This is a genomic window from Pseudomonas sp. GV071, assembly GCF_003050835.1.
GTDB lineage: Bacteria > Pseudomonadota > Gammaproteobacteria > Pseudomonadales > Pseudomonadaceae > Aquipseudomonas.
Genome location: NZ_QAOJ01000009.1, coordinates 173,116 through 198,173 on the forward strand (window position 1 = coordinate 173,116; position 25,058 = coordinate 198,173).

The following is a 25,058-nucleotide window of genomic DNA, read 5'->3' on the forward strand; positions in this document are numbered from 1 at the left end:
GCTATGAATTCACCGGGATTATGCCAGCAGCGCGGTTGCTCAAGCATTCGCATTCGAGCGGCCATGCGTGTGTTTCTGTCGCTGGCAAGCATGCCGAGGCCCGTGCCTTTCAGCTACCGTGGGCCCGGACGTATTGGTTAAAGGCGAGGCAAACCGCAATGCAACGTCGTGACTTCAGTGACGTGATGAAGAACAAGAACTACCGCTACCTGGACGATGGCAAGAAAGCGTCCGGCAAACAGGCGCGGGTGGGCTTTCTGCTGCTAGAGCATTTTTCCCTGCCGGCGTTTACCCAGGCGCTGGACACCCTGATCACCGCCAATCTGCTGCAGGCCAACTCGTTTGCAGTGACGCATTTCAGCCTCGACGGTAATGAAGTGATCAGCGACCTGGGCCTGGTGATCAGTCCCGATGCCGAGCTTAACCATGCCGGCCTCAATGACTTGAACATGCTGGTGGTGTGCGGTGGCTACCGCACGCCTTTGCACGCCGACAAAGCCTTGATGCAGCTACTTCGCGACGCCGCTCGCTTGGGCATGCCATTGGGCGGCTTGTGGAACGGTGCCTGGTTTCTCGGCCATGCCGGGCTGCTCGATGGCTACCGCTGCGCCATTCATCCCGAGCATCGTTCGGCCTTGGTGGAAGTCGCCAAACGGGCCGAGGTGACAAGCGAAAGTTATGTGATTGACCGCGACCGACTCACCGCTTCGTCCGCTTCCGGCGCACCCGCCATGATTCTGGAATGGATCAAACAGCAACATACCCGCGCCCTGGTCGATGGCATTGAAGACATCCTCGCCTTCGAGGCTTCGCGCTATCGGCGGGTGAACCCCAAGTCCCTGCTGAAAATCAGCGACCCCACCCGCCAGGTGGTGGAACTGATGGAAGCCAACCTGGAAGAGCTGCTCGAACTCGACCAATTGGCCGAGTACGTCGGCCGTTCACGACGCCAGGTCGAGCGCCTGTTCCGCGAGCAACTGGGCACCACCCCGCAACGCTACTACCTGGAGCTGCGCATCACCGAAGCGCGGCGCTTGCTGCAGCACAGCAAACTGTCGGTGGCAGACGTTGGCCTGGCCTGCGGTTTTGTCACCAGCAGCCACTTCAGCCGCTGCTACAGCTCCTACTACGGCTATCGGCCGTCGAAGGAAAAGCGCTTGGTGTGAATGGCCATTTTGCCTGCTGGTCAGCACCCAGGAGGTGCCCAAACACTGCACTGAACTGTCGTTGATTCGGGTTTGCCCAATAGGCTAATTGATAATTTTCACGCCGTTCCTGATGGTGTCGATCGGCCCGAACAGCGTCGCGTAGCGTAACGTCGCGTTGGCGTGCTCGCGCATGATTGCTTCGGCGCGGGCGCCTTGCCCGTTGGCCAGCGCGTCGACCGCTGCATGGTGTTGCAGATGGGCAAAATTGAAACGCCGATATTCCTGCGCCAGGTTGTTGCGGTCCACTGCTAGCGAGCTGACCGACGCGAACGGCAGGTGCGCATGGCGCGCCAGCGCCTCGGCGATGGCCGGGTTGGCGCTGGCCGCCACCACCAGCTGATGAAACCGTTTGTTGATGTCGTGGTACTGCACCAGATCGTCTTCGCTGACAAAGCCCTTCTCGAACAGCTTGTCGCCGTCTGCCAGGCACGCCAGCAGCGCTGTATGCGTCTGCGGCGATAACCCGCGCTCGGCCGCCTGCCGCGCCGCCAAGCCCTCCAGCACACCGCGCACTTCTACTGCGCCGGCCAGGTCCTCGGCGGACATCTTGCGCACCGCCAGGCCGCGCGCGCCCTGGGCGATCAGCAAGCCTTCCTGTTTCAACGCACGAAACGCCATGCGAATGGGCATACGCGATACACCCAAACGTTCGGCCAGGGACGTCTCAGTGACGCGATCGCCAGCGGCCAGTTCGCCGTCGACGATCATCTTGCGAAGCAAGCTCAACACTCGTTGTCCGGCACCACTCATGATTGCTCTCTTGGATCCAAAGCTTGGGCGCCACTGTAGCGCTTGCTGGCCCGATCGTGCAGCTATGCAGCGCTGCGTTTCTGCCTAGAAGGTGTTCGCTGATCGAACGGCTATTGGATCCACTGGCTGGTAATTTTTACGGGTTAACCTGAGGCTAAGCACAAATTGGATCCATAAAAATAACAGCCAATGGTGAGAAACATGTTTCCCAAGAACACATGGTATGTAGCGGCAACTGCGGACGAACTGACGGACAAGCCGCTGGCCAGAACCCTCTGCAACGAACGGATGGTGTTCTATCGCAATGCCCAGGGTCAGGTTACGGCCCTGGAAGACTTCTGCCCTCACCGCGGTGCACCCCTGTCTTTGGGATCCATTGTCGACGGCAATCTGGTGTGCGGTTACCACGGTCTGGTGATGGGCGAGGACGGAAAAACCGTGTCGATGCCCAACCAGCGCGTGCAGAGTTTTCCCTGCATCAAGCGCTTTGCCGCGCAGGAGCGATACGGGTTTATCTGGGTCTGGCCGGGCGACGCGGCACTGGCCGATCCGGCACTGATCCATCATCTGGAATGGGCGGACAACCCGCAGTGGGCGTATGGCGGCGGGCTGTATCACATCGCCTGCGATTACCGCCTGATGATCGACAACCTCATGGACCTCACCCACGAAACCTACGTGCACGCCTCAAGCATTGGCCAAAAGGAAATCGATGAGGCGCCGGTTACCACCAAGGTCGAAGGCGACAGCGTGGTGACCAGTCGCTTTATGCAGAACGTGATGGCACCGCCTTTCTGGCAGGCGGCGTTACGTGGCAATGGCCTGGCTGACAATGTGCCGGTGGATCGCTGGCAGATCTGCCGGTTCACTCCGCCGTCCCATGTGTTGATTGAAGTGGGCGTCGCCCATGCTGGCAAGGGTGGCTACGACGCGCCTGCCGAGCATAAGGCCGGCAGCATAGTGGTCGACTTTATTACGCCTGAAACAGATACCTCGATCTGGTACTTCTGGGGCATGGCCCGCCACTTCAACCCAGGCGACTCCGAGCTCACGGAAACCATTCGTATGGGGCAGGGCAAAATCTTTGCCGAAGACCTCGAGATGCTTGAGCAGCAACAACGCAACCTGTTGGCCCATCCCGACCGAGCCCTGTTGAAACTGAATATCGATGCCGGTGGCGTGCAGTCGCGGCGCATTCTGCAACGGATCATCGCCAGCGAGCAGCCGGTGGCGATTATCGCGCGGAGCGCATCGTGATGGAACTGCGCATTGCTGCCATGCGCTGGTTGGCAACCGAAATCATCGGCGTGGAACTGGTGGCGTTGGACGGCTCGGTACTGCCGCCATTCGATGCCGGAGCCCATATCGACGTACATTTGCCGGGCGCGCTGATTCGCCAATATTCGCTCTGCAACCACCCCGACGAGCGCCATCGGTATTGCATCGGCGTGCTTAAGGATGCCGCCTCGCGCGGCGGCTCCCGTGCCGTCCATGACCAGTTGCGCGTCGGCCAGACGGTGCAGGTAAGCGCGCCGCGCAACCTCTTCGCTCTGCAGGGCGGTGCCGGTCGCAGCGTGTTGTTGGCTGGCGGCATTGGCATCACGCCGATGCTGAGCATGGCCCAGCGCCTGGCGCAGCAAGGACGCGATTTCGAACTGCACTATTGCGTACGCTCCAAAGGCCGTGCGGCCTTTATCGACACATTGCACAACAGTGCTTTTGCCGCACAGGTGCACCTGCATGTCGATGACGGAGCGGCGCAGCAAAAGCTCGATATGGCGGGCGTGCTCGCCGCCCAGGACGATCAGGCCCATCTGTATGTGTGTGGGCCGACGGGTTTTATGGAGCACGTGCTGAACAGTGCGCGCGCCCATCAATGGCCCGAGGCACGGTTGCACCGCGAGTACTTCGCTGCGGCTCCGCGCGCCGAGGGCGACGCTGGCAGCTTTGAAGTGCGCCTGCGCAGCACCGGCCTGCAGGTTCTGGTGCCGGCAGACAAGACGGTGGTTCAGGCACTGGAGGAGGCCGGCGTTTTTATTCCGGTGTCGTGCGAGCAAGGGTTTTGCGGAACGTGCCTGACCGCTGTACTGGGCGGGCAGCCCGACCACCGGGATTCGTTTTTGACTGACGCAGAGAAAGCCCGAAACAACCAGTTCACGCCCTGTTGTTCACGAGCAAAAAGTGCGGTGCTCGAATTGGATCTGTAAGGCCGACCGCGCCTCGGACTAATCGGGTGCACACCGCGCTTGCGTGGCGGCAGCTGTGCCTTGACCAACTCCACGGAGGGAGAGGTCAAACAGTCGCGGGCGTTCCTCCCATTACTGTGCGCCATACAACTGTTGCTCCAGCAACACCTGATCAGCAGGCTGTTTCTCCTCTAACAGCCGTTTTTCCATGCTTTCTGCCAAAGCCCCGGCCCGCCTGGGTTTCACGGGTTGGCATGAGTGCTGCAATATTCCTGGTGAATAGCGAGGTTCTTTCTTTTCCTTTCTTTTTGGAATAAGCAAAGCGCCAATCGTGCCCGCCCTCGTCAGGAGTTCTGCCATGCGTTCCACCCCGTTCAGCACAAGCCGTCTGGCTCGTTTTTTCTCGGTTGCCAGCCTGGTGCTGGGTTCTTCGTTGGGTTTGCTCGGCAGCGCGCAAGCGGATGAAGCGCTGCCCAAAGAGCTGCGTCTGGACTACGCCTACTACTCGCCGACCAGCCTGGTGCTCAAACACTTCGGCTGGCTGGAGCAAAGCGTGGGCGAGGGTAGCAAGGTGACCTGGACCCTCAGCCAGGGCAGCAACCGCGCGTTGGAATACCTCAACAGTGGCAGCATCGATTTCGGTTCCACCGCCGGCCTGGCCGCCGTGTTGAGCCGCGCCAACGGCAGCCCGATCAAGACCGTGTACATCGCCAGCCGTCCGGAGTGGACCGCGTTGGTGGTGGGCAAAGACTCGCCGATCAAAACCGTCGCTGACCTCAAGGGTCACAAGATCGCTGCCACCAAGGGCACCGACCCGTACCTGTTTACCCTGCGCAGCCTGGAGCAGGCCGGCCTGAGCAAAAACGATGTGGAGCTGGTGCACCTGCAGCACGCCGATGGCCGCATTGCCCTGGAGAAAGGTGATGTCGACGCCTGGGCTGGCCTCGACCCGTTGCTGGCGGCCAGCCAGCTGCAGGCCGGTTCGCGGATCCTTTACCACAACGTCAATTTCAACAGCTACGGCGTGATCAACGTCACCGAGAAGTTCGCCAAGCAATACCCGCAGGCCATCGACAAGGTGATCAGCGCTTATGAAAAAGCCCGCAAGTGGGCACAGGAAAACCCGGAAGAGCTGGCGCAGATCCTTTCCAAGGAATCCGGCCTGCCGCTGGACGTGGCCAAGCTGCAACTGCAGCGCACTGATTTCAGCAATTCGCAGCCAGGTGCCGAGCACATTGCGGCGCTGAAAGCGGCGGCGCCGATTCTGGTGACCGAAGAACTGGTGCGCAAAGGTGTGGATGTGAATGCCGTAGTGGATCAGTTGATCGAGCCGTCGTTCAGCAAGCAGGCCGTTGCGGCTAAGTAATTTTTTATGGCTACCCCTGTGGGAGGGGCTTCAGCCGCGATGCTGTTAAAAGCATCGCGGCTGAAGCCCCTCCCACCTGTACATCGTTACATTGGGACAACCCTATGACGAGCAAAAGCAAAACCCTGCCCGCCCTTGCGGAAAACCACTGGAAGCCGGGCTTCAACGCCGCCGCCTGGAAACGCCGTGGCAAAGGCTTGGTGTTGCCGGTGCTAGCCTTGTTGCTGCTTGAATTCGTGGTGCGCATCGGTTGGGTGCCTTCGTACCAGTTGCCCGCGCCCAGCGAGATTTTCCTCACCCTGCGCGACCTCGCTGACGGCCCGTTGTGGAGCCATATCGGCGTAAGCCTGCTGCGGGTTTTTTCCGGCTTTGCCATCGGTGCTTCGCTGGCCTTGCTGGCCGCCGCCTGGGTCGGTTTGAGTCGCGAAGCGGAGGCCTATCTGGAACCGACCTTCGCCGGCCTGCGGGCGATTCCGAGCCTGGCCTGGGTGCCGCTGTTGCTGCTGTGGCTGGGCATCGATGAAACCTCCAAGGTGGTGCTGATCGCCATCGGCGCGTTTTTTCCGGTGTACCTCAACGGCGTGGCGGCGATCCGTAATATCGACCGCAAGCTGGTGGAAGTGGGGCAGATGTACGGCTTCAGTTCCGCCCGTTTGGCGCGGCGCATCCTCTTGCCTGCGGCGCTGCCGGGGCTGTTTACCGGGTTGCGCAGCGGCATGAGCCTGGCCTGGATGTTCCTCGTGGCGGCCGAGCTGATTGCCGCCACCAAGGGCCTGGGTTACCTGCTTACCGACGGCCGCGAAACCTCGCGCCCGGACATCGTGCTGGCGGCGATCATTGTGCTGGCCCTGCTGGGCAAACTCTGTGATGGCCTGCTGGCCAAACTGGAACAGCATTTTCTCGATTGGCGTGATGCCTTTACCGGCAATGGCGGGGAGCGTTGAGCATGGCCGAGGCCTTATTGAACGTGCGCGTCGAGCGCAAGAATTTCGCTGCTGTCACCGTGCTGCGCAACATCCACCTGCAGTTGCAAGAACGCGAAGTGGTCAGCCTGCTCGGCCCCAGTGGCTGCGGCAAAAGCACCTTGCTGCGCATCGCCGCCGGCCTTGAGCGTGAGTTCAGCGGCGCGGTAAACCGTGGCGGGCAGGGCGGTGAAGTGGCTTTCGTGTTTCAGGAACCACGGCTGATGCCCTGGCTCAGCGTGGCGGAAAACATCGGCTTCAGCGCCGGCCCCCAGTACGACAAAAAGTGGGTACAGCAACTGATCAGCGAAGTCGGCCTCGACGGTTTTGCCGAGGCCTTGCCCAAGCAATTGTCGGGCGGCATGGCCCAGCGTGTGGCCCTGGCCCGTGGTCTGTATTCACGGCCACGGGTGTTGCTGCTGGATGAACCCTTCAGTGCCGTCGACGCTTTCACCCGCATGAAGCTGCAGGACCTGTTGCTGCAACTGGCCGAGCGCCACGGCATTGCCTTGCTGCTGGTGACCCATGATGTCGACGAGGCGCTGTACCTGAGCGATCGGGTGCTGGTGATGGGCAGCTCGCAGCCGAGCAGTATTCGTCTGGAGCTGGGCGTGCCAGTGACCCGGCCACGGGATCGCCGCGATCCGCGCTTGGCCACGCTGAAAGTGGAAGCGTTGACCGAATTGCAGTTGGCGCATGTGATTTAGGGGGTACCGCTGACCCTCTCCCCCAGCCCCTCTCCCGCACGCGGGAGAGGGGAGCTCAACCGTGTCACGGTCCAGTCCCCTCGCCCCACCGGGGAGAGGGTTAGGGTGAGGGGGGCAACGAACAGCCTGGCTAAATCGAAAGGTGCAACACCCGATTCCCCGCCTGCACCTCTTCCCCACGCCGTTTGTTCACCACCAGCTCACCAATGGCAATCAACCGTGCGCGGGTGATGTTGCGGCTCAGGCCCAGCAGGCTGGCGGTGTGTACCTGGTTGTAGTGGCAGAAGCGGTAGGCGGCGCGCAGCAGGGTGTCTTCGACCTTTTCGTGCAGGCCCCCGGCTTGTTCTTCGAACAGGCGCAGGAAGGCGCGTTGCAGCAAGGCCTCGGCGGACTCTTCGGTGGTTGGCTGTTCGTCCTGACGCTCGATGCGCATGTTCGATAGGCGCAGGTCATCTTCGCGGATCAGGTCGTCGCGGCAGATCAGCAGGGTGTGGTGAATGACGTTTTCAAGCTCGCGGATATTGCCCGGCCAGCCGTAGCTCACCAGTTTGCGTTCGGCCTCGCTGCTCAGCTGAACGTCGCCATAACCCAGGCGCCCGCTGTAGCTGCGCACGAAGTGGCGGGTCAGTGGCAGGATGTCGCCGGGGCGTTCGCGCAGGGGGTGCAGTTGCAGGCTGACGACGTTCAGGCGGTAGAACAGGTCTTCACGGAAATGCCCGGCGTTGATGGCTTTTTCCAGCAGAACGTTGGTGGCGGCCAGCACCCGTACGTTGATAGGAATGCTTTTGCGTGACCCCAGGCGCACGACTTCGCGCTCTTGCAACACGCGCAGCAGTTTCACCTGGATGGCCATTGGCAGGTCGCCGATCTCATCGAGGAACAGGGTGCCGCCGTTGGCTTCTTCAAACCACCCGGCCTTGGCCGCCAGGGCGCCGGTGAAGGCGCCTTTTTCGTGGCCGAACAGTTCGGCCTCCACCAGTGACTCGGAAAACGCGCCGCAGTTGACCGCCACGAACGGCCCACTGCTGCGGTGGCTGAGGTTGTGGATATGCCGCGCCACCAACTCTTTACCGGTACCGGTTTCGCCAATGATCAGGACGCTGGCCTCGCTGGGGGCGACCTGTTGCAAGTGGGCGAGAAGGGCCTGCGATTTGGGGTCTTCGAACACCTGTGCGGTGGCCCGGATCGAGGTTGCCAGTGCGGGAGAAGCTGGGAGGGTAAGCAGTTGCATGGTCATGCCTATGAGTAAAAGGTCGGGGTCGGCAAGCTGTGGTTCAGTGCCCAGTCGCCCAGTTCGTGAATCTTGTAATCCACTGGGTCGTGCAGGGTTTGCGTGCGCAGGTTGCGCCAGTAGCGGTCCAGGCGCAGGGAAGCGTGGGTGGCGCGGGCGCCGGTAACCTCGAACAAGCGGCTACACACATCGAGGCCGGTGCGGGTGGCTGAGACCTTGGCGGCGGCAATTGCCAGGGCCAGGTGGCCGCGCTCTTCGCTGCTCAGGTGGTGCTCTTTGTGCCAAGCCTCGTCGAGCAGGTGAGCGGCGCGTTCCACCAGCAGCCGGGTGCCTTCCAGGGCGGCCCAGAACTCGCCGTAATGGCGCAGTACGTAAGGGTCTTCACTGACGCTGGCAGCGCTGGACTTGAACCACGGCCGGCTTTCCTTGAGGGTGTAGTGGCGCGCTTCTTCCAGCGCGCCTTCGCTGATGCCAAGGAAGATATGGGCGAAGTGCAGCTGGGCAATCAGCGGCCGCAGGCAGGCGAACGGGGTGCTCAGCGGGCCCGGGTCGAGCAGCAGTTCCGACTCTTCCACCCGCACCCGTTCGAAACTGGCGCTGCCGCTGTCGGTCTGGCGCTGGCCCATGTTGTTCCAGTCGTCATGCAGGGTGATGCCAGTGCGCGCGGTCGGCACGGCGGCGATCAGCAGCTTGCCGCCGGCTGTTTCGTCGATGGCCGAGGCAATCAGCATTTCCGAATCGGTGGCACCGGAGCAGAAGCTTTTTTTGCCGGAGAACTCGCGGTGGTCGGCAAATTTCTTCACCACCGTGCGGGTGTCCAGCGGGTTGAGGGCGTTGCCCCAGAACCAGTTCTTGCGCGCGGTGGCCTCGAACCACGGTTGCCATTGTTCCGGGCGGGAAAACAGCCTTACGGTGGCCAGCATCAGGTGCTGAAAGCCGAAGACGTGGGCGATCGAGCTGTCGACCTTGGCGAACTCGCGGACCACGGCCAGGGTTTCACTCCAGCTCGCGCCAATGCCGCCGAACTGGGTGGGAATGCTCAGGGCCAACAGGCCGCTGGCACGCAGCGCATCGCGCTCGGCCTTCGGCGTGCCGCCGCGCTGGTCGCGCTCGACGGCAGTTTCGGCAAAGTCGGCGGCCAGCAGGCGGGCGGTTTGCAGAGGGTTGAGTACCGCCGGGTTGGGGTGGGTGCTCACACGGTGTTCCTCATTCAAGAATCTGGATCCCGGCCTGCGCCGGGATGACGGAAGTTGTTGTCCGGAGCACCGTCATCCCAGAGCAGGCTGGGATCCAGAATGTCCGTGTTAACGAAGGTCTCAAGCTGGCTGCTTACGTTGCGAAGCAGGCAACACATCGTTGGCGATCATTTCGCCAAACGGCCCGGTAAGGTTGGTCACCCCGCGCCCCGCCAGGCTGGCGTAGGGTTCTGGCAGTAGCGGGAATACCAGCTCGGCGAAGCGGTAAGCCTCTTCCAGGTGCGGGTAACCGGAGAAAATAAAGCTGTCGATACCCAGGTCGGCGTATTCCTTGATGCGTGCGGCCACCTGCTGCGGGTCGCCCACCAGCGCGGTGCCGGCACCGCCGCGGACCAGGCCGACGCCGGCCCATAGATTCGGGGCGATTTCCAGGTTGTCGCGGCGGCCGTTGTGCAGCGCGGCCATGCGTTTCTGCCCTTCGGAGTCAAAGCGCGAAAACGATTTCTGCGCGGCTTCGATAGTCTCGTCGCTGATGTGCTCGATCAGCTTGCTGGCGGCCTGCCAGGCTTCATCGGCGGTCTCGCGCACGATTACATGCAGACGAATGCCGAACTTCACCGTGCGGCCCTGCTTGGCGGCGCGGGCACGGACATCGGCAAGTTTCTCGGCGACGGAGGCGGGCGGTTCACCCCAGGTCAGGTACACGTCGACTTGCTCGGCCGCCAGGTCGTGGGCGGCATCGGACGAGCCGCCGAAATACAGCGGTGGGTAGGGCTGTTGAATCGGCGGGTACAGGGCTTTGGCGTTCTGCACCTTGATGTGTTTGCCGTCGAAATCCACCGACTCGCCTTGCAGCACGCGGCGCCAGACTTTAAGGAATTCGTCGGTCACTTCGTAGCGCTCGGCATGGCTCAGGTGAATGCCGTCGCCGCGGTTTTCATCCGGGTCGCCGCCGGTAACCACGTTGATCAACAGGCGCCCGCCGGACAGGCGATCGAGAGTCGCGGCCATGCGTGCCGATACGGTCGGCGAGATGATCCCGGGACGGATCGCCACCAGGTAACGCAGGCGCTCGGTCAGCGGCGCCAGGGCCGAGGCCACTACCCAGGAATCTTCGCAGGAGCGGCCGGTGGGAATCAGCACGCCGTAGTAACCGAGGCTGTCAGCGGCCTGCGCCACTTGTTTGAGGTAGGGCAGGGTGACCGGGCGGGCGCCTTGGGTGGTGCCGAGGAAATGACCGTCGCCGTGGGTGGGGAGAAACCAGAACACATTCATTGCAGGGGCCTCAGGCAATTTTTTTCAACGGGGTGTTAGCCAGCAACGGCACGGCACGTTCGACCGCCAGTTGGATGCGTGCTTTGAGCAGCTCGTTGCTGACCTGGTAATTGAGGAAGTCGGACTCGCTGGCGTATACGCCGATGGGCAGCGTCAGGGCCTGGAAGAAGCTGAACAGCGGGCGCAGCTGGTGGTCGATGACCAACGCATGGCGCTCGCTGCCACCGGTGGCGGCGAGCAGCACCGGGGTGTCGATCAGCGCGTTCATTTCCACCAGGTCGAACAGGTGCTTGAGCAGGCCCGGGTAGGAGCCGCGGTATACCGGCGAGGCGACGATCAGCAGGTCGGCGTTCTCGATGGCCTGTAGCTGTGTTTCGACCTCGGCTGGCAGCTCACTGCGCGACAACGCACCGCCCACATCGCGGGCAATGCTGCCCAGCTCGATTACCTGGCCATGTACCTTGCGGCCGTCGGCGTTGAGTTGCCGGGTGAGTTGCGCCAACAGTTCCTCGGCCAGCACCAGCGTGCGGGAAGGCCGGTACGAGCTACCGGCGATGGCGATTACATTCAGGGCTGTAGTCATGTTGGTTTCCTGTGGTGTTGCGCGAGCAACAGGCTGATTCGCGCCGTTGCACAGGGGTTTGCAAGTGCTGTACCAGCTGCGCAGGCCCCGGAATACGGGGCTTTCAGGGCTGTTCCAGAAGGCGCCGATGTTGGTTGGGCAGGGGATTGCTGCTTTGCTGTTGCTGGGGCAACAGTTGCTGAGCCAACACTTTGTGGTGCAAGAGCATCGCGGCTGAAGCCGCTCCTACAGGACCGCGCCAACTTGTAGGAGCGCCTTCAGCCGCGATCGCCTTTACTCGGTCTCACCGCTTGTTCAACACCCGCGCCAACCGATCCCCACCCAACTGAATCGCTGTCACCAGAATCACCAACAACACAATCACCGTGAGCATCACCTGGCTGTCAAAGCGCTGGTAACCGTAGCGGTAGGCGATATCGCCGAGGCCGCCAGCACCGATGGCGCCGGCCATGGCCGAGGAATTGATCATGGTCACCAGGGTGATGGTGAAACCGCCGACGATGCCCGGCAGCGCTTCGGGCAGCAGTACGTGCCAGACGATGTGCCAGCGCCGGCAGCCCATGGCTTGCGCGGCTTCGATCAGGCCGTGGTCGACTTCACGCAGACTGACTTCGGCGATGCGCGCAAAGAACGGCGTGGCAGCAATGGTCAGCGGCACCACAGCTGCCCACACACCATAGGTGGTGCCGACGATCAGGCGGGTGAAGGGGATCAGCGCCACCATCAGGATCAGAAACGGGATCGAGCGGAACAGGTTGACGAAGGCGCCCAGCGCCCGGTTCAGATGGGGCGCGGCGTAGATGCCGCCCTTGTCGCTGGTGACCAGAATCACCGCCAGCGGAATGCCCGCCAGCAGCGCGATCAGCGACGACACGCCGACCATCAGAAAGGTGTCGAGCACCCCTTGCAGCAAACGATCAAACCACATAGCCGAGCACCTCCACCTGTTGGGCCCACTGGCCGGCGCGTTTGCGCAGGCGTTCGGCGTCCAGCGCCGAGCCGCTCACGGCCAGCAGCAGTTGGCCGAGGGCATGGCCTTGAATGCGTTCAACGCCGCCCTGGAGCAAGCGCACCCGTCCGCCGAGGGCGCTGAACAAGGCGGCCAGGTCGGGCTCGTCGTGGCTGCTGCCGGTGAACTGCAAGCGCAGCACCACAGCGGCTGAGGCGGCTACCGGGAAGCTGTGCAGGCGACTGCGCAGCTCTTCCGGCAGGTCGTGCTGCAGTGGCGCCAACAGGGTTTTGCTGACCTCGTGTTGCGGGTTGCCGAACACTTCCCAGACCGGTCCCTGTTCGACGATGCGCCCGTGTTCAAGCACCACCACGCGGTCGCAGATGTCGCGGATCACCGCCATCTCGTGGGTGATCAGCACGATGGTCAGGCCCAGGCGCTGGTTGATGGCTTTGAGCAGGGCGAGAATCGACTGGGTGGTTTCCGGGTCGAGCGCTGAGGTGGCTTCGTCGCAGAGCAGAATCTCGGGGTCATGCACCAGGGCGCGGGCAATGCCGACGCGTTGTTTCTGGCCGCCGGACAACTGCGCGGGGTAGGCCTGGTGTTTGTCGCTGAGGCCCACCAGTTCCAGCAGTTCGCGCACCTTGCGCTGGCGGTCTGCTTTGGGCATGCCAGCCACCTTCAGCGGCAGCTCGACGTTCTGCCACACGGTCTTGGCGGACATCAGGTTGAAGTGCTGGAAAATCATTCCGGTGCGGCGGCGCAGCTCCACCAAGCGGTCTTCGTCGAAGGCGCCGATATCCACCTGGTCGATCAGCACACGGCCGCTGGTGGGTTGCTCCAGACGGTTGATGGTGCGGATCAGGGAGGACTTGCCCGCACCGCTGCGGCCGATAATCCCGAACACTTCGCCACGGACGATGGCCAGGTCGATGCCCTGCAAGGCCTGCACGTCGCCATAGGTCTTGCCCACGCCGATAAAGCGCACATGGGCACGGTTCAGCTCCGGGTGCAGCTCGGTGTGTTCGGCGCGCTGTGGTGCCGCCAGCGGCGCGTTACGGGGCAGGTTGGCAACCGCCATTACTGCGCCCAGCCTGGCTGGTACAGGGTGCCGTTGGCTTTATCCAGGGCAGCACGCACCACCGGCGAGTGCTGGTAGATGTCGACGAACTTGATCAGCCGCGGGTCGGTTTTGCTCTTCGGCTGGATCACAAACTGAATCACGTATTCCGGGTGGTCGAGGCCGTCGAAGAGAATCGCTGACGTGGCGTCGAAGCTTTTCGCCTGGCGGATATACGCCGGGTAGCCCTGCACCAGGTCGGCATCGTCATAGGCGCGCACCAGTTGCACGGCCTCGACCTGAATGATCTTGAGGTCTTTCGGGTTGCTTTCGATATCGTCTTCGGTGGCCTTGAAACCTACACCCGGTTTCAGCGTCAGCAGCCCGGCCTTGGCCAGCAGTTGCAGGCCACGGCCGGCATTGATCGGATCGTTGGCGATGGCCACCGTGGCGCCTTCCGGCAGCTCGGCGAAGCTTTTGTATTTCTTCGAGTAGAGGCCGACGTTGTTGATGATGCCCGGGGCAAATGGCACCAGATCAAAACCGGCGGCGGTCTTGGCGTTTTCCAGGAAGGGAATGTGCTGGAAGTAGTTCACGTCGATATCGCCAGCGGCCAGGCTGACGTTGGGCGCGATCCAGTCGGTGAACTCCACCAGTTCCACCTTCAGGCCCTGCTTGTCGGCCTCGGCTACGGCGGCTTCGAGGGGAATGGCGAAGGCGGCGGTGGTGCCGATTTTCAATGGCGCGTCAGCGGCGAAGGCGCTGCTGGCAAATAGGGCAAGGGCGGTGACCAAGGCTTTTAATGGCGCGTTTTTCATCAAGGGTTTTCCTGTGTCCGAGGCTTAACGGCGGTAACTGGCGCCGGTGTGTTGGGGTGGCAACTGCGCGGCGCGAGCAAACAGCTTTTCGCGCAGGGTGCCGGTGGCATAAGCGGTCTTGTAGGAGCCGCGGCGTTGCAGTTCGGGAATCACCAGGTCGATGAAGTCGACATAGCTTTCCGGGGTGACGATGCGGGTGAGGTTGAAGCCGTCCAGACCGGTTTCGGCGATCCAGGCTTCCAGCTCATCGGCGACCTGCTCGGGCGAACCCACCAGGGTGATATAGCGTCCGCCGAGGGCGTGTTGCTCGAGCAACTTGCGCCGGGTCCAGTCGTTGTTTTGCAGAATCTTGGTGGCCGATTGGATGGCGTTACTCTTCACGTGCTGGATCGGTTCATCCAGTTCGTACTGGGAAAAGTCGATGGCGGTGGAGGCAGAAAAATGCGCTACCCCGGCCTCGGCGCTGGCGTAGCGGCGGTACTCGGCGAGCTTGGCCTGGGCCTCTGCTTCGGTTGTGCCGACGATGACGTTGAGGCCCATGAAAATCTTCACGTCCTCGCCGTTACGGCCGGCGGCAATTGCGCTGGCGCGTACCTTGTCGACCTGGGCCTTGGTCGAGGCCTTGTTCTGCCCGCTGATAAACACGCACTCGGCGTGTTGGCCGGCAAACAGCAAACCGCGCTCGGAACTGCCCGCCTGGAACAGCACCGGAGTGCGTTGCGGCGACGGTTCGCAGAGGTGATAGCCCTCGACCTGGTAGAACTCGCCGTGGTGCTCGACTTTGTGCACCTTGCCCGGTTGGGCATAGATGCGCTGCTCCCGGTCGTTGAGCACGGCGCCGTCTTCCCAACTGCCTTCCCAGAGCTTGTACAGCACCTCCAGGTACTCATCGGCCTGGTCGTAGCGGCGGTCGTGCTCCACCTGCTCGCTCAGGCCCATGGCCTTGGCGGCGCTGTCCAGGTAGCCAGTGACAATGTTCCAACCGACCCGGCCACGGCTCAGGTGATCGAGAGTGGAAAGCCGCCGGGCGAACAGGTACGGCGCTTCGTAGGTGAGGTTGGCGGTGAGGCCGAAACCGAGATTTCTGGTCACCGCGGCCATGGCCGAGACCAGCAACAGCGGGTCATTCACCGGCAGTTGAATGGCTTCTTTGAGGGGCACGTCCACCGAGTTCTGGTAGACGTCGTACACGCCAACGATGTCGGCGATAAACAGCCCGTCGAACAGCCCGCGTTCGAGCAGCTGTGCTAGTTCGGTCCAGTACTCGACGTTATTGAAGTCGGTGGAGTTGTCCCGCGGATGGGTCCACAGGCCATGGTTGATATGGCCGATGCAGTTCATGTTGAAGGCGTTCAGCAGGATCTGTTTTTTGCCGGCATTCGCTGCGCTCATCAAATGGTGCCCCGCAGCGGTGGGTTCTGTTCGTTGAGGTAGAAGTTGCCCACTGCGTGGTACTTCCAGCGCACCGGGTCGTGCAAGGTATGCACCCGTGCGTTGCGCCAGTGCCGGTCGAGGCCGTACTCGGCCAGCGTGGCCTGGCTGCCGGCCAGTTCGAACAGGGTGGTGCCGGCCAGTAGCGAGGTTTCGGTGCTGATGGCGCGGGCTTCGGCCACCGCAATCGAGGCGGCGGCCACGCTGTCGGCCGTGGGGTTGGCCTGGGCGCGGTCGAGGAATTCGCCGGCACGTTCCAGCAAGGCGTCGGTGGCGCTCAGGCGCACGCTCAACTGGCCGAGGCTTTTAAGGGTCAATGGGTCTTGGGTGGCCTGGTCGCTGGTGGCGTCGATCCAGGGCCGCGACTTGCTGCGAATAAAGTGCAGCGCATCTTCATAGGCGGCGTGGGCGATGCCGGTGTCGATGGCGGCATGGAGAATCTGCGCCAGCGGGCCAACGGTGGTCGGCCGCTCGAAGGCGCTCTGAAACGGCAGCACATCCTCGGCACTGACCCATACGTTGTCGAACAGCACCGAGCCGCTGCCGGTGGTGCGTTGGCCAAAGCCGCTCCAGTCATCGATCACGTTCAGGCCCTGGCTTTCGCGCGGCACAAAGGCCAGCTGCTGCACGCCCTGTTCATCGACCACCGAGGTGGGAATGCGCTGCGCATACAAGGCGCCGGTGGCGTAGAACTTGCGGCCGTTGATGCGGTAGCCGGTGCCGTCGCGGCTCAGGCGGGTGGTGCGTTCATGGGCGGTCCTGGTGCCCAGCTCGGCCAGGGCATTGCCGAAGCGCTGGCCCGCCAGCACCTCGCCATACAGACGCAACTGCTGCGCCGGTGTGCCGTTCACCCGCAACACTTCCAGGGCGTAGTAATGGTTCTGCGGGATCTGCCCCAATGAACCGTCGGCCTGGGCGATGAGGGCCACCACCTGGGCCAGGGTGACGTTGGACACCCCGGCGCCACCGAACTCCTTGGGCACACTGATGCCCCACAAACCCGATTGGGAAAAGGTCGCCAGTTCGCTCAGTGGCAGCAGGCGTTCGCGGTCGCGCAGGGCGCTGTCGCGTTTGAATTCGTCGGCGAGGTCGCGGGCGACGATCAACGCCTGTTCGTCGCTGCTGATCAACGCAGCATGGGCAGAAATAGACATGGCGTGCTCGCTTAAATCCAGGAATGCCGGGCCGGCAGTTGGCCGTTCAGGCGGTAGGCGCCAATGGCGTGGTATTTCCAGCGCACCGGGTCGTGCAGGGTGTGCACGCGGGCGTTGCGCCAATGGCGGTCGAGGTTGAATTCGGCGAGGGTGGCGCGGCTGCCGGCCAGTTCGAACAGCTTCTCGCTGGCCTGCAGGGCGATTTCGGTGGTCAGCGCCTTGGCCTCGGCCACCACGATTGAGGCATGTGCCGCGGACTCGGCGCTGATTGGCGCCGCCGCGACCTGGTCGAGTACCAGACCTGCCTTGTTGAGCAAGGCTTCGGAGGCGTGCAGTTCGATTTTCAGCTTGCCGATGTCGGCAATCACATAGAGGTCGTCACTGGCCCGCTCGACATTGGCATCCACCCAGGGCCGGGCGCGTTCGCGCACAAAGCTGATGGCATCGTCGATGGCGGCGCGGGCGATGCCAGCATCTATCGCCGCCTGCACTAGTTGCGAAACGGCGCCCTGAATATTCGGCGTGTCATTCACGCGCCAGTTATCGAGCACCAGATCGGCATCCACCCGCACGTTGTTGAGCAGCACGGTGCCGCTGGCGGTGGTGCGTTGGCCGAAGCCGGACCAGTCATCGATGATGCGCAAGCCCGGCGTGCCGCGGCGGACAAAGGCCAGCACCTGCTTGCCGTCATCGTTGAGCGCTTTCACCGCCACCCAGTGGGCGAACAGGGCACCGGTGGAATAGAACTTCTGGCCGTTGATGACGTACTCGTCACCCTCGCGGGTGATGCGTGCTTTGAGGGTCAGGGTGTCCTTGGTGCCGCGTTCGGGCCCGGCATTGCCGATGCGCCAGCCGTCCAGCACGCTGGTGAGCAACTGGCGTTTCTGTGCTTCGTTGCCGCAGCCAAGAATCAGGTTGAGCACGCCCACCTGGTTCTGCGGAATCTGCCCGAGCGCCGGGTCGGCGGCGGAGATGATCGCGAACACCTTGGCCAGGGTCACGAACGATAGCTGCGGGCCGCCGTACTCACGGGGAATGCCGATGCTGCCAAGGCCGCTGCGGGTAAACAGTTCGATCTCGGCCCACGGCAACTTGCGCTGGCTGTCGCGGCGCGCGGCGTGTTCACGGGCGACGCTGGCCAGTTCATAAGCCGCTTGCAGGGCCTGGGCGTCGTTACGCAGCACCTGCGCGGGCAATAACAGCGGCGCGATGTCGACGTCGCTTTCGGGCTTGGCGTGGGAAAGGTTCGACATCAGCGCACGGCCTTGTGCTGCGGTGCGAGGGAAAGCGGTTCACGGACCATAACTGCCTCATTGGGTTGAACAGGCCGTGATAGAGCGGCGCTGTCAGATTCAAGAAGGTCCGGTGGTCCGGTGCATATACCCTAAGTGTTGTTTATTCGTTAATAAACATGCTTTTTTGCATATATATAGAAGAAGGAAAGGCAACTGTACGAGGGCCAACACTTTTGCTGTTCGCCGCAAAACAGTTGTTGATTGGCAAACAGCGCGGTCTGGTTAGACCGTTTATTTCTTTCGGTTAGGTGCATGGATCTGCTGTGCATATCCATCGTGTCGTAATCGGCGTTATGGTTTCGCCTGTCGATGTAGTGCCGTCGGTTGCCATGTCATAGCAGACGGATGCGCACAGTTCGCAGCATTCCCATGGGCGTAACAGGCGTCGCCGCTGCTGCGCCGCCAGCTTGCCGGTGGCTGAGACATCCCTAGAATTCGCCCCAATCCGCTTCGTCCACTATCGAATCGCTTAGGGAGCTACACCATGATGAATGCAATGCAGATGCAAATGCCGATGAACACCGCCATGCCGATGATGCCAATGATGGGTATGCCCATGATGATGGCCACCATGAGCATGGAAATGATGGACGACGGCATGATGTGCAAGATGATGCCGGCCGCTGGCATGGACATGGCGATGTTCAAGAACAGCGCCGAAATGATGCAGATGATGATGAACTGCGGCATGCCGATGATGATGCACTGCGCCAACATGAGCATGATGTGCATGTCGCAGAGCGCCATGGCGATGCCGATGATGGCTGCAGCGATGATGCCGATGCCGATGATGGGCATGCCGATGCCATCGATGAAGTGCGTGATGGAATGCACCCTGATGGCCGACGGCATGATGTGCAAACTGATGCCCATGGCCGGCATGAACATGGACATGATGAAAAACTGCTGCGCGCTGATGATGAAGATGATGAACGACTGCAGCATGCCGATGATGATGAGCTGCAACGGCATGCCCCTCATGTGCTGCACTGTGTAAGAAACCGATCGGCTGCGCGTCGGTATGGCGGCGGGTGGGCGGCAATTTTTAAAAGCAAAAACATCGAGGCTTCAGCCTCGATGTTTTTTTTTCGTTTTGGATTAATCCAGGCGCTCGGGGTAGGTGACCACCAGGTAGGCGACGGCTTCGCTGTCGGCGGGGTTGCGGTAGCGGTGGGGTTGGTCGGCGTAGAACAGGATCGAGTCGCCGGTGGAGAGCAGGTAGCGTTCGTCGTTGACGCTGATTTCCAGTACGCCCTGGGCCACTACCAGGTTCTCTTGCACGCCGGGGCCATGGCCTTGGGCGTGTTCTTCGCCCAGGGGGCTGACGCGCAGTTCGTAGAATTCCGATTGGCGGGTGATATCGAAGGGGAACAACGCGCGGCTGACGAAGCTGCCGTTGGCGCTGACCAGGCGTTTGCTCTGGCTGGCGGCCAACACTTCCACACCTTCGAAAGCGCGGTGTTCGAGGAACGCCGCGACCGATACCTTGAGGCCCTTGGCAATTTTGCACAGCACTTTGATCGACGGCACGCTGCGCCCCGATTCGATCTGCGCGAGCATCGCGCGGCTGACTCCGCACAGGCGGGCGAGGGCGTCGAGGGACAGGTGGCGTTTGCCGCGCAGGCGTTGCAGGTTTTGCGCGACACGTTGCGAAATCGGGTCTTCGTCGAGGGACTCAAGGGCGTTCAGGTCCAGCACCGGTTCGCCGCTGGTGGCCAGAAAACGCACCGGGTCTTGCGCACTCACGCGTGACGCGTCTCGGTCTGGCTGAGCGGCTGCATCATCTGCAGGGCTGCATATCCAGCGTTGCGTGCATACATTTCCCACATCACCCGAGCGAGCTGCTGCGCCTGTTTACGTTTGCGGTGCAGGGCGAAGTCGATAACGTTGTCGGTCGGTTTCATGGGGCACTTCACTGTCGTGAACAAGGGGCGATGGGCAGAGACTACCTGGCTCCCTTTTATAACCATAAATACCGATTATTCATTTGGTAATTCTTTTCGGGTCTTTAGGCGGACGAGTCGAGTTCAGCCGTTTCCTCGCCCAGTTGGTCGGCGTTGCGGCGCATCCAATCGGCCAGGGAGTCGAGGGTTGGGCCGAGGGTTTTGCCCAGTTCGCTGATCCGGTATTCCACCCGTGGCGGCATTTCTGCGTAGGCGGTGCGGGTGAGCAGACCGCGCCGTTCGAACAGGCGCAATTGGCGGGTCAGCTCCTTTTGCGTGATCGGCACCACTGCCCGTTGCAGCTCGCTGAACCGTACCGGCGCGTCGAGCACGATCAGGCGGTAGAGAATCGGGATCGCCCATTTGCCGGAAATCAGCGCGACAAAATCCATCATCGGGCAGCGCTCGACGCTGGTCAGTGAGTTCATGGGGCAAGTGCTCCTTGGTATGCAAAAGGTGCCTACTAGGCAAAAGATACTAACGCTCTAACAATGGCTTTTTATCCCATTGCAGGAGCAACGTCATGGCCCGCTTGAACGGCAAGTACGCATTGATTACCGGTGGCAGCAGCGGCATCGGCCTGGAGACCGCCCGCCAGTTTCTCGCCGAAGGCGCCCACGTGGCGATTACCGGGCGTGATTCCGACAACCTCAAGGCAGCCGGCCAGCAACTGGGCAGCGAGGTTTTGCTGCTGCCCAGTGATGCCGGCGACGTGCCGGGGCAACTGCGTCTGGCGCAGCAGCTGAGTGCGCACTGGCCGCAGCTGGACGTGCTGTTTATCAATGCCGGCGACGTCACCCACCGGCCCCTGGCTGAGTGGGATGAGGCCACCTTTGAACAACTGCTGGCGACCAACCTCAAAGGCCCGTTCTTCCTCGTGCAAGCGCTGTTGCCGCTGCTGGCCAACCCGGCTTCGGTGATTCTCTGCGGCTCGGTGAGCGCCCGTATCGGTCTGCCGCAAAGCAGCGTTTACGCGGCGAGCAAGGCAGGGCTGTTGTCGTTGGCGCGGACCCTGTCCGGTGAGTTGCTGCACCGCGGCATTCGCGTCAATGGCTTGAGCCCCGGCCCGACCGAAACCGCCGCGCTGGGCAAGCTCGGGCTGCCAGCGGCAGAGCAGGAGCAACTGCGCCAAGACATCCGAAATCTGGTGCCGCTGGGGCGCATGGGCACGCCGTCGGAATTGGCCAAGGCCGCGGTGTTTCTGGCCTCGGATGAGTCGAGTTTTGTGGTGGGCACGGAGCTGTTGGTGGATGGCGGGGTGGGGAACCTCTGAGCACAGTTGGTTGCAGGATTCGCGGCTGAAGCCGCTCCTACAAAGTATGCGGTACGCTTCCTGCAAACCTCGGTCTATCCCGGATACCGGGTATCCACCACCACGGCCAATGCATCCGGGCGCCAGAATTCTTGGTCGAACTCCACCGGCTGATCGGCTTCACCGAAGTTCAAACGCTCCAGATAGAAGCTGCTGGAGCCGGGTGTCAGTTGCAGCAGTTCAGCCTGTTGTTCGTTGACGGTGCCGGGGTGCATGGTCAGTTCGCAGCGCGATTGCACGCGGCCGAATTGTTCGCGCAGCAGGGTGGTCAACGAGGTGTTGAGGTCGGCCTGCAGCAGCTCCGGGCACCAGTTGGCGACCAGGGCGTTGAGTTCCAGCAGCACCGGGCGGCCATCGACCCAGCGTCGGCGTTGCAGGAAAAACACTGGCTCCTCGGCGTTGGCCAGGCCCATGCGCTTGGCCAGCCAGGCGCCGGCCGGGCGCTGTTCGGCACTCAGGCATTCCGTTTGCGGGGTGCGGCCCTGGGCGGTGACGTACTCCATAAAGCCGCTGATGCGCGTCGGGTCGTAGCGGATGCGCGGCGGGCAGACGTACCAGCCGCTGCGGTTTTTACGGTAGATCAGGCCTTCCACTTCCAGTTGTTGCAAGGCCTGGCGCAAGGTCACGCGGGTGCAGCCGAAACGCTCGGCGAGGTCGCGTTCCACCGGCAGTTTGCCTTGTGGGGCCAACACGCCCTGGGCAAGGTCGGCGGCCAGTTGGTCGCGGATACGCAGGAACTGTGATTGAACGGCTTCAGCTGGCATCCGGGCTTCCCTGTGGATGGCGACGTTGACGGTGGCGGGCGGCGGGGTGGTCGTCGCTCACCTGGCTCAGCCCTGGCCCGCGAAAACGCTCACGCAGGGTCGCGCCTTGGTAGTCGGTCCAGACTCTACCGCGCCGTTGCAGTTCCGGCACCACCAGGTCGACAAAATCAGTCAGGGTCACCGGCGGCACCGGGTCGGCAATATTAAAACCGTCGAGGTCGGCCACTGCCATCCAGCGTTCCAGTTCGTCGGCGACGGTCTGCGGCGAGCCGACGATCACCGGGCCGCCACCGCCCACGCCAACAAATTCGCCAATTGCCCGTGGCGTCCAAACGCGGTTGCCATCCAGCCGGGTAAACACCTCCAGCAGCCCACGGATACCGGCGGTTTCCGCGTACTGCAGGGGCTGGTCGGGGTCAAGCTGCGAGAGGTCGATGCCGAGCAAGGCGCTGTAGCGCGCCAGGCTGCCTTCCAGGCTGGTGTAGTGCTGGTAGTCGCGCAGTTTGGCCTGGGCGGCTTCATCGCTGGTGGCAACGATCACGGTGACGATATTGAAGATTTTCAGCGATTGCGGGTCGCGGCCTGCGCTAGCGGCTTGGGCCCGAATGCTGTCGACCATGGTGCGGGTGATCTGCGGGTCATAGGAGGAGAGAAACACCCCCTCTGCATGCCGTGCGGCAAACGCCTTGCCCACCGTGGAACTGCCGGCCTGAAACAGCACCGGCGTGCGCTGCAGCGAAGGCTCGGACAGGGCGATGCCGGGCACCTGAAAATAGCGGCCCTGGTGGGCGATGGGCTGGACCCGGCTCGGGTCGATAAACACCCCGCCCGCTTGGTCGAACTGCACCGCATCATCAGCCCAGCTGGCTTCCCACAGGGCATACACCACCTGCATGAATTCCTCGGCGATGGCATAACGCTCGTCGTGGGGGATCTGCTGGTCCAGGCCAAGGTTGCGCGCGGCGCTGTCGAGGGCCGAGGTGACGATATTCCAGCCGATGCGGCCCTCGCTCAGATGATCAAGGGTAGTCATCTTGCGGGCGAAACTATAGGGCTGCTCGTAGGTGCTCGACACCGTCACCGCGAAGCCCAGGTGCCGGGTGGCGGCGGCAAGGGCACTGACCAGCAACAGCGGGTCATCGGTGGGGGTTTGAATGCCATCGCGCAGCGCCGCATCCACCTTGCCCTGGTACACCTCCAGCGGCCCCAGGGCATCAGCGATAAACAGCGCGTCGAATTTGCCGCGTTCGAGCGTTTGCGCGGTTTCCACCCAGTGCTGCAGCGTGCGGTAGCGATGCGCCTGGCTGTGCGGATGACGCCACAAGCCCATGGCGGTGTGGCCCACGGTGTTTTGCCGCAGGCCATTCAAGCGGATGCGTTTGTCGCTCATGCTGCCGCGCCCACGCGGTCGGTTGCGGGTTGCTGTTCCTGGTTGCTCAGGTCTTTCTGCCAGGCACGCAGCCCGTAAGCGGCCAGCACCACAAAGGCGGCGTAGAGACCAGCAGTGAGTTGCAGGTCTTTGTACAGGTACATGCCCACATACAAGATGTCGAGCACGATCCACAGCCACCAGCTGGCCACGTATTTGCGCGCCGCCCAGACGCTCGCCACCAGGCTGAACGAGGTCAGCGTGGCATCGGCCCACGGGATCGAGGCGTCAGTGAGGTAGTGCATCACGCTGCCCAGAGTCAGAGCGCCGACCACGCCTGCGAGCAAGCTGAGCACGGCTGTGCGCGGCGGCAAACGTTCCACCCGGACCTTGCCGGCATCCACCCGACCGGTGCTCCAGCGCCACCAGCCGTAGCCTTGCAGCACGGCAAAGATCAGTTGCAAGAGCAGGTCGGAATACAGCTTCACGTCATAGAAGATCCACGCATACAGCAGTACGGCCACCACACTGACCGGCCAGCACCAACGAATGCGTTGAGCGGTCAGCCAGACGCCGACCACATTGAACAACACGGCAACGATTTCCAGCGGTGTCATCTGTGCTTCTCCAAGCGGATTAGATAGGGGGCAGGGCGCAGCGTTATTGCTGCAGCTCCAGCGCCTGCTGCTTCAACTCACGTTTACGCGCCATGGGCAGGTCGTCCTGGTCGCCATAGGGCGCGCTGTACCAATTGCCATAGGTGGGGTTGGGCAGCACGAACCAGCGCTGACCCAACCACCCCAGATAAGGCGCGGCAGCCTGACGTTGGGCCGCCAGGTTGTTGGCCTTGGCCTGGACGAAATCGCCAAACGAGTCGCCCACCAGCAGCAACACCCGCGCATGTTCGGCCACCCACTGACGTCGACAGCTTTTGCCATAGCCTGCCGCTTCGCAGTGGCCGGTTGGCGTGGCTGCCGCCAGCACTTGTTGCGCATCGCTGACCGGAAAGCCGCGCAAGCGCAGGTTGCTGACGGTGTCGGCCACCTGCGCATGCTCACGGTTGGTCAGGTAATACACCTGCACCCCACGTTGCGCCGCCGCTTGCAGAAACGCCGCAGCGCCCGGCAAGGCCTGTGCCTGCCCTTGCTGCACCCAGGTGTTCCAACGCTGGTATGAGTACTCCTGGTTATTGCGGATATCGCGGGCATTGAGCGGGATGTTATCCAGCAGGGTTTCGTCGATATCCACCACCACCGCCGGCGGCAAGCCGCTCAGATCACGGGGCGGCAAGGGCAGGGCGTCCCAGCTCGGGTCGGCGAGTGCCACGTCCAGTTGCCGGGTGGCGCTGGCAAACACTTGCCGGTAGATCAGCTCATGCTCGATCGAGGTTTGCGTCCACAGCACGGCGTCCAGTTGGTCGTTGGCCGGGGGTTGCTGTTGGCAACCTCCGGCCAGGCCCAAGGTCGTCAGCAGCACACTGATCATCAGGTTGCGCATGG

General features: G+C 62.4%; 27 protein-coding genes. 8 read left to right on the top strand and 19 right to left on the bottom strand.

Annotated elements, in window-relative coordinates; genetic code table 11:
* Positions 1-158 precede the first annotated feature (158 nt).
* Positions 159-1,166: a GlxA family transcriptional regulator gene (locus C8K61_RS18350; RefSeq protein ID WP_108097721.1), complete on the top strand. Its 1,008-nt coding sequence runs from the start codon at positions 159-161 to the stop codon at positions 1,164-1,166.
* Between the two features lie 84 nt (positions 1,167-1,250).
* Here the strand turns inward: C8K61_RS18350 and C8K61_RS18355 are convergent, their stop codons facing one another.
* Complete coding sequence (locus C8K61_RS18355; RefSeq protein WP_108097722.1) at positions 1,251-1,958, bottom strand: GntR family transcriptional regulator; 708 nt, start codon at positions 1,956-1,958, stop codon at positions 1,251-1,253.
* Between the two features lie 201 nt (positions 1,959-2,159).
* On the opposite strand from C8K61_RS18355, the gene C8K61_RS18360 reads away from it, so the two are divergent.
* Both C8K61_RS18360 and C8K61_RS18365 read left to right on the top strand, forming a co-directional pair.
* Positions 2,160-3,215 (top strand): aromatic ring-hydroxylating dioxygenase subunit alpha, encoded by a 1,056-nt coding sequence (locus tag C8K61_RS18360; protein WP_108097723.1) that lies wholly within the window; start codon positions 2,160-2,162, stop codon positions 3,213-3,215.
* The gene (locus C8K61_RS18365; RefSeq protein ID WP_218277824.1) at positions 3,212-4,165 is read left to right on the top strand and encodes a PDR/VanB family oxidoreductase; all 954 of its coding nucleotides are present in this window, start codon (positions 3,212-3,214) and stop codon (positions 4,163-4,165) included. The genes C8K61_RS18360 and C8K61_RS18365 overlap by 4 nt, the downstream gene beginning before the upstream one ends.
* A gap of 111 nt (positions 4,166-4,276) precedes the next feature.
* On the opposite strand, the gene C8K61_RS18370 is transcribed toward C8K61_RS18365, so the two are convergent.
* Positions 4,277-4,504: a hypothetical protein gene (locus C8K61_RS18370; RefSeq protein WP_108097725.1), complete on the bottom strand. Its 228-nt coding sequence runs from the start codon at positions 4,502-4,504 to the stop codon at positions 4,277-4,279.
* On the opposite strand from C8K61_RS18370, the gene C8K61_RS18375 reads away from it, so the two are divergent.
* From C8K61_RS18375 to C8K61_RS18385, 3 genes are all read left to right on the top strand, one after another.
* Positions 4,503-5,510 (top strand): aliphatic sulfonate ABC transporter substrate-binding protein, encoded by a 1,008-nt coding sequence (locus C8K61_RS18375; RefSeq protein ID WP_108097726.1) that lies wholly within the window; start codon positions 4,503-4,505, stop codon positions 5,508-5,510. The genes C8K61_RS18370 and C8K61_RS18375 overlap by 2 nt on opposite strands.
* Before the next feature lie 104 nt (positions 5,511-5,614).
* Positions 5,615-6,454 (top strand): ABC transporter permease, encoded by an 840-nt coding sequence (locus tag C8K61_RS18380; protein WP_108097727.1) that lies wholly within the window; start codon positions 5,615-5,617, stop codon positions 6,452-6,454.
* A gap of 2 nt (positions 6,455-6,456) precedes the next feature.
* Positions 6,457-7,179, top strand: a complete 723-nt coding sequence (locus tag C8K61_RS18385; protein ID WP_108097728.1) for an ABC transporter ATP-binding protein — start codon at positions 6,457-6,459, stop codon at positions 7,177-7,179.
* Between the two features lie 130 nt (positions 7,180-7,309).
* On the opposite strand, the gene C8K61_RS18390 is transcribed toward C8K61_RS18385, so the two are convergent.
* The 10 genes from C8K61_RS18390 to C8K61_RS18435 all read right to left on the bottom strand — a co-directional run bounded on the left by C8K61_RS18390 (position 7,310) and on the right by C8K61_RS18435 (position 18,129).
* The gene (locus C8K61_RS18390; protein WP_108097729.1) at positions 7,310-8,410 is read right to left on the bottom strand and encodes a sigma-54-dependent Fis family transcriptional regulator; all 1,101 of its coding nucleotides are present in this window, start codon (positions 8,408-8,410) and stop codon (positions 7,310-7,312) included.
* An 8-nt stretch (positions 8,411-8,418) separates the two neighbouring features.
* Entirely contained in the window at positions 8,419-9,606 is a 1,188-nt protein-coding gene (locus C8K61_RS18395) for an acyl-CoA dehydrogenase family protein (protein WP_108097730.1), read from the bottom strand.
* 120 nt (positions 9,607-9,726) lie between these two features.
* Positions 9,727-10,881: an FMNH2-dependent alkanesulfonate monooxygenase gene (gene ssuD, locus C8K61_RS18400; RefSeq protein WP_108097731.1), complete on the bottom strand. Its 1,155-nt coding sequence runs from the start codon at positions 10,879-10,881 to the stop codon at positions 9,727-9,729.
* Between the two features lie 10 nt (positions 10,882-10,891).
* A complete protein-coding gene (gene msuE / locus C8K61_RS18405) occupies positions 10,892-11,464 on the bottom strand; it encodes an FMN reductase (protein WP_108097732.1) in 573 nt (190 codons plus the stop codon).
* 283 nt (positions 11,465-11,747) lie between these two features.
* Entirely contained in the window at positions 11,748-12,392 is a 645-nt protein-coding gene (locus tag C8K61_RS18410; RefSeq protein ID WP_108097733.1) for a methionine ABC transporter permease, read from the bottom strand.
* On the bottom strand, positions 12,382-13,494 hold the full coding sequence (locus C8K61_RS18415; RefSeq protein ID WP_108097734.1) for a methionine ABC transporter ATP-binding protein: 1,113 nt from the start codon (positions 13,492-13,494) through the stop codon (positions 12,382-12,384). Before C8K61_RS18415 ends, C8K61_RS18410 begins: the two co-directional genes overlap by 11 nt.
* Positions 13,494-14,291, bottom strand: a complete 798-nt coding sequence (locus C8K61_RS18420; RefSeq protein WP_108097735.1) for a MetQ/NlpA family ABC transporter substrate-binding protein — start codon at positions 14,289-14,291, stop codon at positions 13,494-13,496. The genes C8K61_RS18415 and C8K61_RS18420 overlap by 1 nt, the downstream gene beginning before the upstream one ends.
* 24 nt (positions 14,292-14,315) lie before the next feature.
* Positions 14,316-15,683: an LLM class flavin-dependent oxidoreductase gene (locus tag C8K61_RS18425; RefSeq protein WP_108097736.1), complete on the bottom strand. Its 1,368-nt coding sequence runs from the start codon at positions 15,681-15,683 to the stop codon at positions 14,316-14,318.
* Positions 15,683-16,876, bottom strand: coding sequence for an SfnB family sulfur acquisition oxidoreductase (locus C8K61_RS18430; RefSeq protein ID WP_108097737.1), 1,194 nt, complete (start codon positions 16,874-16,876; stop codon positions 15,683-15,685). Before C8K61_RS18430 ends, C8K61_RS18425 begins: the two co-directional genes overlap by 1 nt.
* An 11-nt stretch (positions 16,877-16,887) precedes the next feature.
* A complete protein-coding gene (locus C8K61_RS18435) occupies positions 16,888-18,129 on the bottom strand; it encodes an SfnB family sulfur acquisition oxidoreductase (protein ID WP_108097738.1) in 1,242 nt (413 codons plus the stop codon).
* Positions 18,130-18,655: 526 nt separating this feature from the next.
* Between C8K61_RS18435 and C8K61_RS27020 the strand changes: the two genes are divergently transcribed.
* Positions 18,656-19,168: a hypothetical protein gene (locus tag C8K61_RS27020; RefSeq protein ID WP_256589483.1), complete on the top strand. Its 513-nt coding sequence runs from the start codon at positions 18,656-18,658 to the stop codon at positions 19,166-19,168.
* 101 nt (positions 19,169-19,269) lie between these two features.
* On the opposite strand, the gene C8K61_RS18445 is transcribed toward C8K61_RS27020, so the two are convergent.
* The 3 genes from C8K61_RS18445 to C8K61_RS18450 all read right to left on the bottom strand — a co-directional run bounded on the left by C8K61_RS18445 (position 19,270) and on the right by C8K61_RS18450 (position 20,542).
* The gene (locus C8K61_RS18445) at positions 19,270-19,860 is read right to left on the bottom strand and encodes a helix-turn-helix domain-containing protein (protein WP_256589485.1); all 591 of its coding nucleotides are present in this window, start codon (positions 19,858-19,860) and stop codon (positions 19,270-19,272) included.
* 53 nt (positions 19,861-19,913) lie between these two features.
* Complete coding sequence (locus tag C8K61_RS26850) at positions 19,914-20,075, bottom strand: hypothetical protein (RefSeq protein ID WP_178086474.1); 162 nt, start codon at positions 20,073-20,075, stop codon at positions 19,914-19,916.
* A gap of 104 nt (positions 20,076-20,179) precedes the next feature.
* Positions 20,180-20,542, bottom strand: a complete 363-nt coding sequence (locus tag C8K61_RS18450; RefSeq protein ID WP_108097740.1) for a helix-turn-helix domain-containing protein — start codon at positions 20,540-20,542, stop codon at positions 20,180-20,182.
* Between the two features lie 95 nt (positions 20,543-20,637).
* Between C8K61_RS18450 and C8K61_RS18455 the strand changes: the two genes are divergently transcribed.
* The gene (locus C8K61_RS18455) at positions 20,638-21,387 is read left to right on the top strand and encodes an SDR family oxidoreductase (protein WP_108097741.1); all 750 of its coding nucleotides are present in this window, start codon (positions 20,638-20,640) and stop codon (positions 21,385-21,387) included.
* A gap of 74 nt (positions 21,388-21,461) precedes the next feature.
* Here C8K61_RS18455 and C8K61_RS18460 read toward each other — a convergent pair whose 3' ends face one another.
* Genes C8K61_RS18460 through C8K61_RS18475 form a run of 4 tightly spaced genes read right to left on the bottom strand, consistent with a single transcriptional unit; the run spans position 21,462 to position 25,056 of the window.
* Positions 21,462-22,190, bottom strand: coding sequence for a UTRA domain-containing protein (locus C8K61_RS18460; protein ID WP_108097742.1), 729 nt, complete (start codon positions 22,188-22,190; stop codon positions 21,462-21,464).
* Complete coding sequence (locus tag C8K61_RS18465) at positions 22,180-23,580, bottom strand: LLM class flavin-dependent oxidoreductase (RefSeq protein WP_108097743.1); 1,401 nt, start codon at positions 23,578-23,580, stop codon at positions 22,180-22,182. Before C8K61_RS18465 ends, C8K61_RS18460 begins: the two co-directional genes overlap by 11 nt.
* Positions 23,577-24,176 (bottom strand): nicotinamide riboside transporter PnuC, encoded by a 600-nt coding sequence (gene pnuC / locus C8K61_RS18470; RefSeq protein ID WP_108097744.1) that lies wholly within the window; start codon positions 24,174-24,176, stop codon positions 23,577-23,579. Before pnuC ends, C8K61_RS18465 begins: the two co-directional genes overlap by 4 nt.
* 43 nt (positions 24,177-24,219) lie before the next feature.
* Positions 24,220-25,056, bottom strand: coding sequence for a 5'-nucleotidase, lipoprotein e(P4) family (locus C8K61_RS18475; protein ID WP_108097745.1), 837 nt, complete (start codon positions 25,054-25,056; stop codon positions 24,220-24,222).
* Positions 25,057-25,058: the final 2 nt, after the last annotated feature.

Coding starts and splice junctions, on each gene's coding strand:
- C8K61_RS26850 (WP_178086474.1), bottom strand. CDS start 20,075: ATGAAACCGACCGACAACGTTATCGACTTCGCCCTGCACCGCAAACGT.
- C8K61_RS18460 (WP_108097742.1), bottom strand. CDS start 22,190: ATGCCAGCTGAAGCCGTTCAATCACAGTTCCTGCGTATCCGCGACCAA.
- C8K61_RS18410 (WP_108097733.1), bottom strand. CDS start 12,392: ATGTGGTTTGATCGTTTGCTGCAAGGGGTGCTCGACACCTTTCTGATG.
- C8K61_RS18370 (WP_108097725.1), bottom strand. CDS start 4,504: ATGGCAGAACTCCTGACGAGGGCGGGCACGATTGGCGCTTTGCTTATT.
- C8K61_RS18375 (WP_108097726.1), top strand. CDS start 4,503: ATGCGTTCCACCCCGTTCAGCACAAGCCGTCTGGCTCGTTTTTTCTCG.
- C8K61_RS18355 (WP_108097722.1), bottom strand. CDS start 1,958: ATGAGTGGTGCCGGACAACGAGTGTTGAGCTTGCTTCGCAAGATGATC.
- ssuD (WP_108097731.1), bottom strand. CDS start 10,881: ATGAATGTGTTCTGGTTTCTCCCCACCCACGGCGACGGTCATTTCCTC.
- C8K61_RS18435 (WP_108097738.1), bottom strand. CDS start 18,129: ATGTCGAACCTTTCCCACGCCAAGCCCGAAAGCGACGTCGACATCGCG.
- C8K61_RS18425 (WP_108097736.1), bottom strand. CDS start 15,683: ATGAGCGCAGCGAATGCCGGCAAAAAACAGATCCTGCTGAACGCCTTC.
- C8K61_RS27020 (WP_256589483.1), top strand. CDS start 18,656: ATGATGAATGCAATGCAGATGCAAATGCCGATGAACACCGCCATGCCG.
- C8K61_RS18430 (WP_108097737.1), bottom strand. CDS start 16,876: ATGTCTATTTCTGCCCATGCTGCGTTGATCAGCAGCGACGAACAGGCG.
- C8K61_RS18350 (WP_108097721.1), top strand. CDS start 159: ATGCAACGTCGTGACTTCAGTGACGTGATGAAGAACAAGAACTACCGC.
- C8K61_RS18415 (WP_108097734.1), bottom strand. CDS start 13,494: ATGGCGGTTGCCAACCTGCCCCGTAACGCGCCGCTGGCGGCACCACAG.
- pnuC (WP_108097744.1), bottom strand. CDS start 24,176: ATGACACCGCTGGAAATCGTTGCCGTGTTGTTCAATGTGGTCGGCGTC.
- C8K61_RS18385 (WP_108097728.1), top strand. CDS start 6,457: ATGGCCGAGGCCTTATTGAACGTGCGCGTCGAGCGCAAGAATTTCGCT.
- C8K61_RS18475 (WP_108097745.1), bottom strand. CDS start 25,056: ATGCGCAACCTGATGATCAGTGTGCTGCTGACGACCTTGGGCCTGGCC.
- C8K61_RS18455 (WP_108097741.1), top strand. CDS start 20,638: ATGGCCCGCTTGAACGGCAAGTACGCATTGATTACCGGTGGCAGCAGC.
- C8K61_RS18390 (WP_108097729.1), bottom strand. CDS start 8,410: ATGCAACTGCTTACCCTCCCAGCTTCTCCCGCACTGGCAACCTCGATC.
- msuE (WP_108097732.1), bottom strand. CDS start 11,464: ATGACTACAGCCCTGAATGTAATCGCCATCGCCGGTAGCTCGTACCGG.
- C8K61_RS18380 (WP_108097727.1), top strand. CDS start 5,615: ATGACGAGCAAAAGCAAAACCCTGCCCGCCCTTGCGGAAAACCACTGG.
- C8K61_RS18465 (WP_108097743.1), bottom strand. CDS start 23,580: ATGAGCGACAAACGCATCCGCTTGAATGGCCTGCGGCAAAACACCGTG.
- C8K61_RS18360 (WP_108097723.1), top strand. CDS start 2,160: ATGTTTCCCAAGAACACATGGTATGTAGCGGCAACTGCGGACGAACTG.
- C8K61_RS18450 (WP_108097740.1), bottom strand. CDS start 20,542: ATGAACTCACTGACCAGCGTCGAGCGCTGCCCGATGATGGATTTTGTC.
- C8K61_RS18420 (WP_108097735.1), bottom strand. CDS start 14,291: ATGAAAAACGCGCCATTAAAAGCCTTGGTCACCGCCCTTGCCCTATTT.